Below are 15,425 nucleotides of genomic sequence, written 5' to 3'. Positions count from 1 at the left end.
TTTTATCTCGCGTATTGCTGATGCAGGGTTTATGTCAGTTCAGCTTCTGCCAACTGACATAGCTCATGCAGTACTTTGACATAAGCGTGTGCCAGCCCTTCAATGGTCTCCCGACGATGAATGGCATGACTGAAAGACCAGTGGAAGCTGATCTGTCCCTGGTTCACAAAACAGTCGATCCCCAGCAAGGCAGAGCGGTGGGCTTTCGGGCTGTGTAACGGCCCGATGGCGTCATCGCTTATCACCATCTTGGGCGATGCATTGCCCTGACTGACAAACTGACCAAGATAGTTAAACTCTATCTGCGGCTTAGGCAAGTGTTGCAGCTGCTCAGCCTGATCACTGGCGTATTTCAGTACCCCGTAGCCCATCCCTTTGTTTGGCACTGCGTCCAGCTGCGACTGAATGCTTTGCAGGCTGCTCACCAGATCCGCATGCTGGTCAAGCTGCAATACCACTGGGTAGATTTTAGTAAACCAACCCAGAGTGCGGCTGATGTCGACACTGTCCACGCCGGGCAGTTCATCCCGTCCGTGACCTTCAAGGCTCACGGCAAGGTGGTCGGCGCCATGCCACTGGGCCATTACCCGATGCAAAGCAGTCAGTAACAGTGCATTGATCTGGGTTGAAAACGCCTGTGGAATGGTCCGCAATAATGTATCGGTGCGGGTTTCATCCAGTGCAACTGAAACCACTTCGGCACACGCTTCGGTGTTGTCCTGCACAGCAAAGTCCTGAGGCAGGGCCGGCACTTTGTCGAAAGGCAGGCTGCGCCAGTAATTCAGCTCATCTCGGTACACACCGGCATGTTCTGCCAGGTGATGGCCCCATTCAATGTACGACAAGGTCGTGGGCAGCAATGTCTCGGCTTGCGGCTCGGCACTTTCAATCAGCTGATACAGGTCCTCAAAAATGGCGCGCCAGCCCATCATATCGATCGCCAGGTGGTGCATAATAAACACCAGCTTTTGAGGTCGGTGCTGGCCACAATCGAATAATAAGACCTTGCTGATCGGCCCCAGTTGCAGATCCAGGCTGGCCTGAGCATCTCCGGCAATGAGCTGGAGATGCTCTGCCATCAGGTTGTCGTTATGCTGGCTTAAATCATGATACTCAAGCACCAGACCTGTGCTTGTCTGGTCTATCCTCTGTTGCCATTGTCCTTCCTGACGGTCAAAGCGTAAACGGAAGATCTCATGGTGCTTGTCCAGCTGGGTAACTACCTCAGCAATAAAATCTGGCGACTGAGGCTGCAGTAAAGTGAAGGCAAAAGCCTGATTCCAGTGGTGTTGCTCGGCAAATTCTTGCTCGAAGAAACGTGCCTGAATAGGCACCAGCGGGCCAGACAGGCGGGCTTCAACCGGCGCCTGTTCACAGCCGGTGAGCGCCGTACAGCAGGCCGCCACCTGGCTCAGGGTTTGCTGCGCCAGCAGATCCTTCACCTGCAGGCGCCAGCCGTCGCGTTTCAGACGGGCACCGAGCTGAATGGCAATCAGTGAATCGCCACCCAAAGAGAAGTAGTTATCGGTAAGCGAAATTTGCGTTGTTTCCAGGCTCAGTAACTCGGCCAATGCCACTACCAGTGCGTGTTCTGCCTCACTTTGCGGTGCGACGCGCTGTGCTTGACCTGTTTTTATCAGGTTGAGCTCGGGCAGCTTCTTACGGTCTACCTTAAGACTTGGCAGGCGCGGCAGCGCTGTGAGCTGCTGATATACGCCAGGTCTGTGGGTTTGCGGTAAAAGGGCCTCTGCATGGGCTCTGAGTGCGCTTTGCAGATCATCATCTGTGTCTTTGCGCGCCACCCAGTAGGCGACCAGCACGGGCTTGTTGTTTTGTGTGGCCAGTGGTTTGACTGCCACACACAGCTCTTTTACGCCAGCCAGAGTTGCCAGCTGGTTTTCAATCTCTTCAGGCTCCAGACGCACCCCGTTCAGCTTCACCTGATGGTCGCGGCGTCCTGCATACAGGTATTCGCCCTGTTGCTCCCGCCAGACCAAATCACCACTGCGATAGTAGCGCTGGCCGTTCAGGGTAACAAAGGCGCGGCGGGTTAACTCGCTGTCGTTGCAGTAGCCCTGTGCCAGCTTGAGCCCGCTGAGCAGCAGCTCGCCAGTCACGCCATCGGGAACCGGGTTGAGGTTGTGATCGACCACCACGGCGGCGATTGGACCGGCCGGGTTGCCTATTTTGACTGCCTGTTCAGGGCCAAAGGTTCGCGGCGCGCGCCAGAACAGACTGTCGACACAACATTCGGTCGGGCCATACAGGTTAATTAACTCGCTGCCGGGCAGGGCCTGATAAAATGCTGTGACGGTTGACGCTTTCAGAGCCTCACCGCCTGCTTTGACATACCTCAGGCTATCCAGGGTGGCAAACTCGGGCTGTTGCAACAAAATGTCCAGCATACTGGGGACCAGGTGCAACTGACTGATATGGTTATCTCTGAGCAGGGCTATGAGTCGGTCCGGTTCATTGTGCACGTCGGCCGGGGCCAGATACAAACTGCTGCCACAGGCCATAAAGGGCAACAGGGCATTGATTGAGGCGTCGAACACCACAGGTGTGATCAACAAACAGCTATCCTGAGGCTGCAAGTCAAATTCACTGACATGCCAGCGAATATGCTCAGCCAGCGCCTGGTGGCTGATCTCAACCCCTTTAGGCTGACCCGTTGACCCCGAAGTAAAGAGCACATAGGCCAGCGCACTGGGCCCGGGTAACTCGCACGCCGGGTGAATTGTGCTGGCAAGGGCCTGAGGCGTGTCGATGCAGCACTGTGGCACGGTGAGTGCCTGGCAGCTGTCCAGTAAGGATTCCTCACAGATCAGGATTTTAGCCTTGACCTTATTGGCAATGTACTCGATACGCTCTGCCGGGAAGCCCGGGTCTACAGGCACATAGACACCACCGGCATACCAGATGGCCAGCAGTGCGCGTATTAAGTCCACCGAACGTGGCAGCGCCAGAACTACGGCATCGCCCGGGCAGCAACCCTGTGCAATCAGGCCGTGTGCCAGCGCTTTTGCATTGGCTTCCAGCTCAGCAAAGCTAACGTCCTGTGTGCCATCGGTCAGGGCCGTTGCCTGCGCTCTGAGCGAAACCTGCTGGCTGAACTCATCCAGTAGGGTGGTGTTTTGTGCAGCGTGCATGGGGGCAGTACAGACTAATGCCGTTTCAGACAGTTGCAGCGGCTGGTGTACGTCTTCAGTCAGTCGGTTCAGGTTGGCACACAGGCTGTCGAGCAATGTCTGGATCCCTGCACGGTTGTACCTGGCGGTTTTATAACCCAGGTTCAGGCTGAGCGTATCGCCCGGGCAAACGCTCAGGGTCAGGCCAAAGGCGGTATTTTCTCTCGCGTGTAAATCACAGATAGCCAAACCATCACCGCGCATCATGTCTTCGTCAACCGGGTAGTTTTCAAACACCAGTATGCTCTCGTACAAGTCGTCTTCGGCGTCAATCTGTGCCCATTTTTTGATCTCCTGAGCAGAGCTGAATTGCCAGCTCATCAGGGCGCTTTGGCAGTCGCTGATCTGCTGAACCAGTTCGCTACCCGTTTGTCGAGGCTGACAGTCCACTATCATAGGCAGGGTATTGATAAACAGGCCTGTCATATCCAATATGCCGGTCATGTCGGTGGGACGGCCAGAAACCGTTATCCCAAAGACCACCTGATTGCTATGACATACTGCGCTGAGAGTCAGTGCCCAGGCAGCCTGTACCAGGTTGTTTAATGTGGTGCCTTGTTGCTCTGCATGCTCACGCAACCTGGTAAACTGCTCATCGCTCAGCGTCTCGCTCAGCATATCGAAACTTTGCGTTTCATCTGGTGTAGGTGGCGCCAGCAATAATTTACGCTGCTCAGGCAAGGCTGCTAAATAGGTTTGCCAGAACTGCTGCTGAGCCTGTTGATCTCGTCCGGCAACCAAATCAACATACTCGCGATAAGGCGTCAGGGAGCGCATTTGGGTGCCCGGCTTTAATGCCGCAGACAGCTGTTGCAACAGATTGGCCTGAGACCAGCCATCGAGGATGATATGGTGATAGGTCCAGCAAAACAGGGTACGTTGCTCGCTGAGGCGGATCAGTTGCAGGCGAAATTGCCCTGGCTGTGCCAGGTTGAATTCCTGGTAGCGGCTGTTCGTGAGTGCCAGATCTATTTGTTCAGCCTGTTGCACTGAGCCGGTGAGATCGAGGTGCTCTAGCGGTGGGGCCATTTGTGTATGGACCACCTGAGCGTGCTCGCCTGAGGATAAAAAGTGGAAGCTGGTACGCAAAATCGGGTTGTGGTCTATCAGAGTTTGCCACGCACCAACAAAGGCTTCCTCATCCAGCGTCTCGGTAAAGGTCCAGTAAAGCTGGCAAATGTACACGCCCTTGCCCGGATCAGCCAGAGTATCAAACGCAATACCTTGCTGCACTGGCGTCAGCGGATAAACATCGTCGACGTTATTCAGTGTCAGTTGCTGCTCGGTCAGGGCCTGTGTCAGTTCACCCATGGCTTCCTGGTTGAGTCGGTTGGCAGAGAAGTCGCTCGGCCACAGGTGCGTGTCATCGCTGCTTTGCAGTGTTTCTAATGTCTGCCACAGAGTATTTGCCAGTGAATTCAAAGGACCCGCCAGCAAATCCGGGTTTACGATTAAGCGGCTGTGTAGCTGTCCCTGATCAAGCCAGAAAATCACTTCCAGTAAATAAGGACGGTTATTTTCCGGTGCCGCGTTGTCACCCAGCGGCAGGTGGTGTAACGGTGCACTCAGCAGCGCGTCTGGCGTATCCTCGGCGCTAAAATCACCGAGGAAATTAAAGCTTAGCCAGGCTTTTGGCAGCGCACTTAATTGCTCGCGCAGGGCCGAATCAAAACTTAAGTAGCGCGCCAGATTGTAGCTTAACCCCTGCTCAGGCACGGCGCGTAGCTGCTCTTTGATACAGCCGACCAGATCCGTTTGCTGCGCTTTACCCTGAAGCAGAACCGGATAAATGCTGGTAAACCAACCAGCTGTGGCCGAAACATCCAGCTGATCGTCATAACTGTGGCGGCCATGGCTTTCTAAGTCCAGAACCAACGCGTCTGTGTCCAACAGTCCGGTCAGTGACTGATACAGCCGGGCAATCAGGTATTCCTCCAGTGTACACCGCATGCGCTGACATGCTTTATACAGTGCCTGAGTTGCTGCGCTGCTCAGGGTGTGTTTCACGGTGGTGGCATCACCATACAGGTTCTCTTCATAGTCGCTTTGCAAGGCCTCATCGACCCCGCTGAGTTGCCATTTGGGTGACAACCAGTAGGTGTTGATCTCACTGACGACTTCCGGCTTTTGAGCCTGCTCGACCAGGTGCTCCGCCCATTGCCGGTAACCGGATTGTGGAGCGGTTAGTTTGGTGTCTGGGTTTGCCAGTGCATCTGCCAGATCTTTCATCAGCAGACGCCATGAAACACCGTCAATTAATAAGTGGTGACACGCCACCAGCAGGTATTGTTGCGGTTGTTCATTGTGCGTTGCACAGATGCGGGCAAAGACCAGGTTACAACCTTGCCAGGGGTCGACCATTTGGTGCACCTGATTAGCAAATTCATGCAATACCTGAGTCCGGGTTTCTTCATCCTGCCAGTGTAGCTCAGCATCAATTACCTGATAGAGCGGCGCGTGGTTTTGCTGCTTGTCATACAGCCACTGCATTTGCTGACCCTGTTGCTCACTAAAGCGGGTATGGAACAGGTCGTAAACCTCAGCCAGTCTGGCCACCGCGGCATTCAACTCGCTTTGCCCGATACTCAAATCCAGCGCAAAGATGGCACTTTGGTCCCAGCCAGCGGGGGTGGTAAATTGCTGGGCAAAAAACCACTGCTGGATTGGTGTCAGCGGCACCTGCCCATAATTTTGTACCACTGAGTTGTGAGCTGTGGCCAGCTGATCGCTTAAAGGCGCCAGAGCCGCCAGTGTTGGGTTGCTCATAAATTGTTTGGCAGTGAGTTTAATGCCCTGTTTGGCAGCTGCGGCAACCACTTCCAGCGCCGAGATTGAATCACCACCGAGTGTGAAAAAGTTGTCTGTGTCACTGAAGTCGTTGCGCTTTAGCACTCTGGCCCAGATAGTTCTCAGCGGACTGAGGGCATCAGGTACTGCTTTGCTATGGTGAACCGCCATGGTATTCGGTGCCGGACGCGCCAGTTTGTCCTGCAACTGTTGTAGCAGGGCTTTTTTGTCGGCTTTGCCGTTACTGGTGAGCGGGAAGTCATTCACCGCATGCAAATACGCTGGGATCATATAAGCAGGTAAGCGGCCCTGTACCTTAGCCTTAAAAGCCGCTTCGTCGATATTGGCATCGACGGTAGCTGCCATTTTCAGGCAGGCAACAATGCAGGGGTCGCCTTCATCTCGTTGCCATACCATAGCTTCACAGGCTTCGACCTGTGGCAAAGCGGAAAACGCCGCCTCAATCTCACCCAGCTCGATTCGAAAACCCCGGATCTTCACCTGATTGTCTTTACGTCCGCGATAGACCAGCTCGCCACTGGGGTGCCATTTGGCAACGTCGCCACTACGGTAAAGGCGTTGTTCGCGACCATCCAGCTGTTTCGTCACAAAACGCTCTGCGTTAAGCTCTGGCCGGTGTAGATAGCCCAGCGTAACGCCGTCACCACCAACAAACATTTCACCATATACGCCAAGCGGTTGCGGTTCACCTTGTTCGTTCAGTACCCAGATAGACAGGTCATCGAATTGACGACCGATCACATTGCCCACGCCTGAGGTTAAGTCTGCGGCTGTGATCTCCCGGTAAGTGTTATGCACCGTGGTTTCTGTGATGCCATACATATTGATCAGGCGGTGCTGTCGCTCGGGGTAACGCTCAAACCACGGTTGTAGCTGCATGATATCCAGCTTTTCACCGGCAAAAATCACATAGCGAAGTGCGTCATACCGGAACTGATTATGACTCAGGTGCGCGCGCATCAGCGCCAGGAACGCCGTGGGTGTCTGGCTTAATATAGTGACCTGCTGATCGTGAATAAAGCGGTCAAACTGCTCTGGTGCACGACATACCCATTGTGGCACCAGGGCAATGCGGCCACCATATAACAGCGCTCCCCACATTTCCCAGACCGATACATCAAATCCGTAGGAGTGGAACAGGCTGAACACATCCTGCTCGCTGAAGTGATAATTTTGTTCATTGGACTTGAGCAGGCGTACCACGTTCCTATGGTTGACCACCACGCCTTTGGGGCGTCCGGTTGAGCCAGAAGTAAAGATCACATAACAGGGTAGTTCGGAGTCACGCCGCGCCAGTATCTCTGCCCGATCATAGTCAGCGGCTTCACCTTTTTGCAGCTCATTCAGTGCCAGCCAGGGCGCACCACTGGCGGCGACTATCTCGCTGGGTGTCTGATCAACAATAAAGGCGGCGACACTGACGTCCTCCAGTATGGTGGCGATCCTGTCTTGCGGTACATGGGTATCGAGCGGGATATAGGCCGCACCTAATTTAAGCACCGCGATGATGGAGGCGATTAAATCCAGTGAGCGCTCAACATTAATGGCAACAAAGTCCCCGGCAGAAATATTCAATGCCAGTAAAGACGCAGACACTTGCTCAGCACGCAGGTTGAGTTCGCGATAGCTCAATGCTTCGCCCTCATAATTGACGGCAATGCGGTCACCAAAACGCGCCGCTGTCTGTTCAAAAGCAGTCGCCAAGTCGGTCACCGGGTAACGGGTTTGCGCCGCGCTGAACCGGGCAATCTGCGCCTGCTCCTGAGGCGCCACCACAGATACCTCGGCCAGTGCGCTATGCTCCAGCAGCTGAGTCATGACGCCCTGCAGATTGGCGCCAAAGCGTGCTATGGTGTCGCGCTCAAAGCGTTGTGTGTTGTATTCAATGGCCAGCCCCAGTCCCTGTTCATCTTCAACCAGGGTAAAGGTGGCGTCAAATTTAGCGCTATGCATGTCCAGCGGTAATGCTCTGAACACGCTGCCCTGTTGCTCGGTATTGGCTTCAATGCCGTGCATCTGGCTGTCGAATACCACTCGCACTAAGGGGGTTTCACCCTCGACACGTTCAACGCCCAGCGCATCGACAATACGGTCAAAGGGGGCGTGCTGGTATTGTATGGCAGATGTAAATCGCTGACTGATCTGTGCCAGCAGTTGCGCGGTATTGTCTGCCTCATCCAGGTCGACTACGAAGGGCAACATGTTGACAAAAAAACCTATCTGCGACTGGCTTTGTGGTACCTGACGGTTTGCGAACGGTGTGCCAATAATGACTTTGTCACTGTTGTTGTAGCGCCTCAGTAACAAGGCCATGGCAGCCAGGCCGAACTGGTAAGGCGTGGTGCTGTATTGCTTACAGCAGGTGTGGATTGCCTCACTGAGCTTGCTATCTAAGCTCAGTCGGAAGATTTCTCCCTGATGACGATTCTCGCCGCTCTCTTCATAGTCGTAGGGCAATACAGAATGCTTTGGCTCGCTGCCGATTAAAGTTTGCCAATATGAAACGGCGTCGTTCACCGCGCTTTGGTTGCTGTCATGGCGCTCCCAGTAGGCAAGATCTTTCACCTGCAGAGGTAAAGTGGCTAACGTCGTCTGGGTCGCCTCGCAATGGCTTTCATATAGCTCAGCCAGTTCCTGTTGTAATATCCGTACTGACCAGCCGTCGGCAATAATATGGTGAAAGTTAAACAACAGTATCTGACGTTCTTCGGCGCAATTTAGCAGGGTGATCCGAAACAGCGGAAGCTGGCTCAGATCAAACGGTGTCCGTGCCAGGTGACGCAGTGTCAGGGTGAGCTCATCGTCACTGTGTGTGCGGCAATCCTGCTCTTCAATGGCGACTGTAAAGGGGCTTAACACCTGCTGCACCGGGCGACCTGCCAGGCGTTTAAACACAGTACGCAGGCTACAGTGACGCACGACCAAGTCGCTCAATGCGGCGCTGAAGGCGGTTTTATCGAAGCTGCCGTGGATTTCTAAAGCAAAGGGGATGTTATAGCCCGGATCCTGGCTTTGCAGTTGGTTTATAACCCATAATCTTTCCTGCGCATAACTGAGAGGATAGCAGTCTTGGCTATCAAAATGGACTGACAGCGCCTGGTTGCTTTGCTGAGTGGCCTCTGAGGCAATGGCGGTTAAAAAGTCACCCAGTTTAGGGTTGGCAAACAAGGTTGCAACCGGGACCGAAAGTTCGAGCGCCTGATTAATTTGATGTAGTAACCGCATAGCCAGGATGGACTGACCGCCGAGTGCAAAGAAGTCGCTATTGCGGTCGGCCTGTGGCACGCCCAGTAGCTGCTGCCAGTGAGAGACTACGATGTTTTCCCAGTCATCAAACGGACGTTCGTCAAGCAGAACAGAATCGTCGCTTGCCTTTACTTGCGGTTCTGTCAGCGCCCGATAGTCGAGCTTACCATTGGCGGTCAGCGGCAGCTCTGAAAGGCATTCATAGACCCCTGGCTGCGCATAGGCCGGGAGTTCACCTGCCAGCTCTGCGGTGACCTGTGACAGGTTGATGTCAGTGTCGGGTTCGGCGACCAGATAAGCCGCCAGATACAATTCGCCCTGACGGTCATTAAACGCGCGTACCGCAGCATTGGCTACGTTCGGGCAATTACGCAAACAGGCCTCAACTTCTGCCGGTTCGACCCGGAATCCACGGATCTTGAGCTGATTGTCCAGCCTGCCGCCAAATTCCAGATTACCGTCTGGCAGATAACGCACCCGGTCGCCACTGGCGTACAGACGTTCAGTGCCGACCACTGGCAGCGTCAGTGCAGTAAACTTCTCGGCATTGAGTTGCGCACTGTCTAGATACCCTGAGGTTAGTCCCATACCGGCAATATACAGCTGGCCCCAGCTGCCGTCAGCCACGACCTGTAATTGCTCATCCAGTACGTACAAACGCGTATTATTCAGTGCCTTACCCAGGGGGGCATGGGCGGTGTGATAACGGGTTGCCGTAAAGTCGCCATGATTGGCCGGACAATAGCTGCTGACATAGAAGGTTGATTCCGTTGGTCCGTAGCCATTCACTATCTGTAGTGGTTGATGACAGGCATCCAGCACCGCGTGCATCAGTTTGAGGTCACCAGCCTGGCCTCCGGTTAACAGGGTTTGCAGACCCTCAAATACCTCTGGGCATTGACGTGCCAATTCATGGAATAAAGCCGTCGTCAGGAACATATGGCTGATCCCGCGTGCACTGATGTACTGGCGCAGCGTATCCGGGGCGAGTGCCGCTTCGCGTGGCACCACGGTCAGTTCACCACCGTGTAGCCAGGCACCCCAGAGTTCAAACAGGGCGGCATCAAAGGAGATATTTGCTATTTGCGAGATCACCGACTGACAGCTCAGGTCGGTGTAGTTGTTGTTACAAACCGTACGCAGTATGGCACCATGAGAGACAGGCACTGCTTTTGGCAAACCGGTTGACCCTGAGGTAAATAATATACACAGCGGATCCGCTAAGGTGCGCTCACACTCTGGCAAAGTAACGTCTTCAGGTGTTGGGGTCTCATTCAAATTCAGACACGGACAGGCAAGTTCAGCGTCCAGCACTTCATTCACATCACTCAGTAACACTTTTGCGTCACTGGCTTTTAGCAGGTGTTTGATACGTGACAGAGGATAATCCACAGAAACGGGTACATACACCGCACCCAGGCGTACCGTGGCCAAAATAGCGATAAGTCCCTCGCTGCCCTGCTGATAACACAGCGCGACTTTATCGCCTGCGACTATGCCTTGCTGGTGCAGCTGATGTGCTACCTGCTCTGCTTGCTGCTGTAGTGAGTCATAATTCAGGCTTTGCTTGTCGCAGCTTAATGCGGTGTGCTCACCGTGAAGCTGCACCTGTTCACGGAAGTAAGTATAAATATTCTTGGTCTTTGGCAGCGCAACCTCTGTGTTATTGCGCTCGTACAGGATCTCGGTGCGCTTTTGTTCAGATAAGCAGTTCAGTTTGTCTACGCGCTTGCTGCTGTCCTTCACCAGATCTTCGCACAGAGTGAGCCAGTTATCGATAAAGTCGTCGGCATAGACTGAATCCATCGCTTTAAGTGCGTACTCAAAGCACAGCTCAACCCGGTCATTGCCGGCCAGTACATTCATAGTCAGAGGGAATTTCGCTTGCTGAGCATCCACAGCAAACGGTGCCATATCGAGTCCGGGCAGCTGAATGTCAGGCTGAGCCTGCACCCAGGAAAACAATACCTGCACCAGGTCGCGTTTAGCGCCGGTCGCTGCGCCTTCGCTGCTTTGCAGGATATGATGATAGGGCAGATCGGCGTGCTCCAGTACACTCAGACAGTGCTCTTTTACCTGCCCGGCCAGCGCAGTGAAGCTTTGCTGCGGGTCAACTTCGGCCAGCAACGGCAAGGTATTAATGAAAAAACCAAGCGTATATTGTTGTGCTTCTTTGCGCTCCGACGCAGGCAGGCCAATGACAAACCGTGACTGGCGGCTGTAATGCCATAAAAGCACCTGAAAACTGGCCAGATACAGCATGTTTTCAGACACTTGTAAGCGCACTGCCAGTTGTTTCATGGCTGTGCTCAGCGAGGTCGGGATTTCGCGGCGTACTGTGCCAGCCCTATCACCTGCATCCACCACCCCAGCGACAGGGAATGCCAGTGCTTGTGCTTCATTTAAGTAGTCGTGCCAGAAGGTTTGCTGTCTTGCACAGGCCGGACTTTGCAGCCATGCGTGCTGCATTCTGGCATAGTCGCTGTAACGACCTGCCTGCGGCCAGTGTGTTGTTTGCAGATCGGGTTGCTGCCACAGCTCGGTGAGTTCGCGCAAAAATAAGGCGCCAGAGCTGGCATCTGCAACGATATGGTGAAACACCAGCGCCAGCACGTGGTCCTCGTTGCCCAACTCAATAAGCGCACAGCGTAATAGTGGTGGCTGAGACAGATCGAAGCAGGTCGTCAGTAATTGCGACTGATACACATCAGCGGCAGCTTTCAGACGTTGGGCCTCATCATCGAACTCAGTTACGCACAAATGCTCGACTTGCAGTTTTGGTGGGGTAACCAGATGGGTGGTTAACTCACCCTCTTCTATGCGAAAAGCGGTACGCAAGATCTCATGACGAGCCGCAACCTGGTTCAGACAGGCGGTGAGTTTGTCGCTGTCCAATGCGCCCTGAATGCGCAATGCAATGGGAATATTATAGCGGGCTTGTGCGCCCTCGTGTTGCTCGACAAACCATAAGCGCTCGGCACTGAGTGACGGCCGGGCAAAGCGCTGGGTGTCAGTGGTGGGCGCGGACCAGCTGCTGGTTTGGGGCTGGCCGGGTTGTGCCAGGAGCAGCGAGGTTTGCTGAGCTATACTGGTGGCCTGATAAAAATCCTTAATGCCGGCTACACTATTGAGTGCCTGACAAGCCTGACGATGCGCCTGGCTTAGTTGCAGCGAGTCAACTCCGAGCTCAAACAAATTGGTATCAAGTGCGACGGGGTGACCCAGCAGTGCCTGCCAGATTGCCTGTATGGTTTGCTCTTGCTCGCTTCCTGCTCTGTCGGCAATCTGTGGCTGAGACACCTCAGCCTGTACGGATTCGCTCAGGCGTTGCTTATCAATTTTACCGCTGACATTGAGTGGCAATACCTCTCGCTCGCTCCAACGGGTCGGCACCATGTAATAGGGTAGTCGCTCAGCCAGATAAGATTGCAGTGTTTGTGCGCTTATTTCGCAATCGGGCTCGGCCACATAACAGGCATGCAGGTAAGTTTTCCCGGACTGTTGCAGCGCCAGAATACACGACTGCCTGACCTGAGGGTGGAGCGTGAGATGCTGGGCGATTTCCTCGGGCTCAATGCGAAAACCACGTACTTTAACCTGCTGATCAATACGACCGGCAATTTCCAGCTCACCGTTGTGCAGCAAGCGAGCTTTGTCACCCGTTCTGTAGTAGCGCAGGGTGGGCTCATCCGGCTGTTCAATAAAGACGTTGGCTGTGGCTTCGGGCTGGCCAATATACCCCAGTGCCAGACCCACTGCGCTGACACACAGCTCGCCCCAGCACATATCGGGTACTTGTCTGCCCTGGGGTGTGAGGATCTGTACCTGCATCCCCGCGATGGGCCGGCCAATGTTATTGCTGTGTAACACTTCGGGCTTTGCCAGCTGCTCAGAGGTGATGACTTTGGCCGACACGCATACGGTACATTCGGTCGGGCCGTAGGCATTAACAAACCTCAGATGCTGAGGCCACAGTTGGATCAGTTTTTTCGGACAGGCTTCACCTGCGCTGATCAAGGTTTTCAGTTGCGGAACCTGGTCGGGCTGTAGTAGCTGGATCAGGCTCGGCGGCAAAGTCACTGAAGTGATAGCCAGATCGTTGAGCAGTGCAAGCAGCGTCTGATGAGAGAAGGTGTCGGCTTGTTTGGCCATGACCAGGGTTGCACCGGCAGCCAGCGTTACCACGATTTCCGAAATAGCGGCATCAAAGGACAAAGAAGCAAACTGTAACACCCTGTCGTCAGGGGAGACATTGAATAACGTTTGCTGGGCGCGGGCCAGCGGCATCAGTCCTGCATGGCTGACCAGTACGCCTTTGGGTTTACCTGAGGTGCCCGAAGTGAAGATCACATAGGCAGCAGCTGTGGCATCCAGTTCCTCTATTGATGTGGTTAGCGCCTGTTGCGGTGGGCTCAGTTGTGCGGGCACCAAAGTGCGACAAGGCATATCCATATTGGTTTCCTGGCTGAGTAGCAGCAAGCTCAATCCTGGCTGATCCAGGCATGCCAGCAGTCGTTCTTTCGGCCAGGCAATGTCGCAATGTAAGGACACTGCCTCCAGGCGCCACAGGGCTAAAATCGTGACCAGACTGTCGAGAGATTTGTCGAGACAGACGGCAACCTGCATGCCCTTGCAGACACCTTGTTCGCTGAGCTGGGCGGCGCGCCGTTCCAGTGCCTGCATCAATTCAGCGTAGCTCAGTGCAGTGTGCTCATCTTCAGCTGCGCACAACGTCCCTTGCTGCTGTGTCAGCTGGTGGAGGTGTTGCAAAATATGCGTGTGTGGCTGTTCGGGTAAAGAGACAAACCCCCTGTCAGATGTTAAATGGTTCACAATGGCTTGTGGCTGGGTTGGGGTCAGTGTTGTCAGGGCGCAACTAAACAATTCGGCCAGATGGGCCAGCTCCTGCTGATCGAAATAATTCGCCCGGCCAATCAGCTTAGTGTGCAGTGCATCATTCACTTCAAATAAAGTCAGCTCCAGATCAACCTGAGCAATGGCACTGTCTTGCGCGTCACTCAAGCACAGCCCGTGACACTGCGCCTGGCCGTTTGCGAGGCTTAACGGGGTGGATTGTACGCCCGATAGCAATCCCATGAGACCCGGGCGGAAGCCACGGATCTTGAGCTGTGGCAGGTAGTTACAGATCACATTGTGTTTGTGCCCTTGCGGATCGGCCGCCGGTGAGCGTAATGCGGTCATGGTCTGTTGCTCAAGCTTTCTCAGCAGCTCCTGAATACTGAGGCTGTCGATGGCGGTGATACTGACAGGTTGCAGGTCGACAAAATGGCCCAGATGATAGCGGTTTTTACGGCTGCGCCTAGCTACCGGAATACTGATAGTCAGATCTGTCTGACCGCTGTGGCGATATAAGGCCAGGAACCAGCATGCCAGTAGCACGGAGAAGCGGCTTACCCCATATTCGCCGGCCAACTCAGCCAGTCGTGTGTACTCATCGTTGAGGGTGTCGAACTCACCTAATCCGCTGAACTTATTTTGTGTCTGTTGTAGTCCGGTATCGTTAAAGTCCAGGGCGTGATCAGGCTGGTACAGGGGCTCATCATCGGTGCTTTGTTCACTGACCGAGGTATAATCAAGCGGCTCTAAAGTCGCATCTTTATGCTCCAGCAAGGATTCTAAAGACGCAAGGAAGTCATTTACCAAGACCTGCAAGGACCATTGATCACAGATCACATGATGAAGCTTAAACAGCACCAGATATCCCGCTTCACAGGCTTTGATCCGGCAGTCGTACAGTTTGCCCTTCAGGCTGATGGCGCTAGTTACTTGCGCCCGGCACCAGCCGCGCAGGTCTTCACTCAACTCGGGATCGTAGGTGAATAGTTCACCAGGCTCATGAGCGTCTGTGCAGGTCACCAGGTTGTCGCTGCCTGCCTGCCAGCGACAATTGAGGAGCGGGTGGCGCAATAGCAGCTGGCGTCCGGCCTCTTGCAATTGCTGGCTTGTCAGGCCCTTAACCAAAAAGCCCGTGTACACGTTATACACTGGGCTTAGCGGATGCAGCTGTTGATCTTGGAGTAAATGAACTTGTCTAGGTGAGAGCTCGATAACCAGGTTGGTTTGTTGATTACGCGTATTCACTGGGACTTCCTGTTATTTTATTCGTTATTTTAAACACTGCAAAGGCACGCCCGGGACAATCCCGGGGGCCGGATAAAGCTT

Annotated in this window: 1 protein-coding gene; it reads right to left on the bottom strand. The window is 54.2% G+C overall.

The window, feature by feature from the left end:
* Positions 1-29: 29 nt before the first annotated feature.
* Positions 30-15,344, bottom strand: coding sequence for a non-ribosomal peptide synthetase (locus tag NH568_RS20780; protein ID WP_253050527.1), 15,315 nt, complete (start codon positions 15,342-15,344; stop codon positions 30-32).
* Positions 15,345-15,425 lie beyond the last annotated feature (81 nt).

It is taken from the genome of Pseudoalteromonas sp. XMcav2-N, assembly GCF_024124545.1.
Taxonomy (GTDB): Bacteria; Pseudomonadota; Gammaproteobacteria; order Enterobacterales; family Alteromonadaceae; genus Pseudoalteromonas.
The sequence above is the reverse complement of the archived record's forward strand: the minus strand, read 5'-3'. Positions and strand labels throughout refer to the sequence as shown.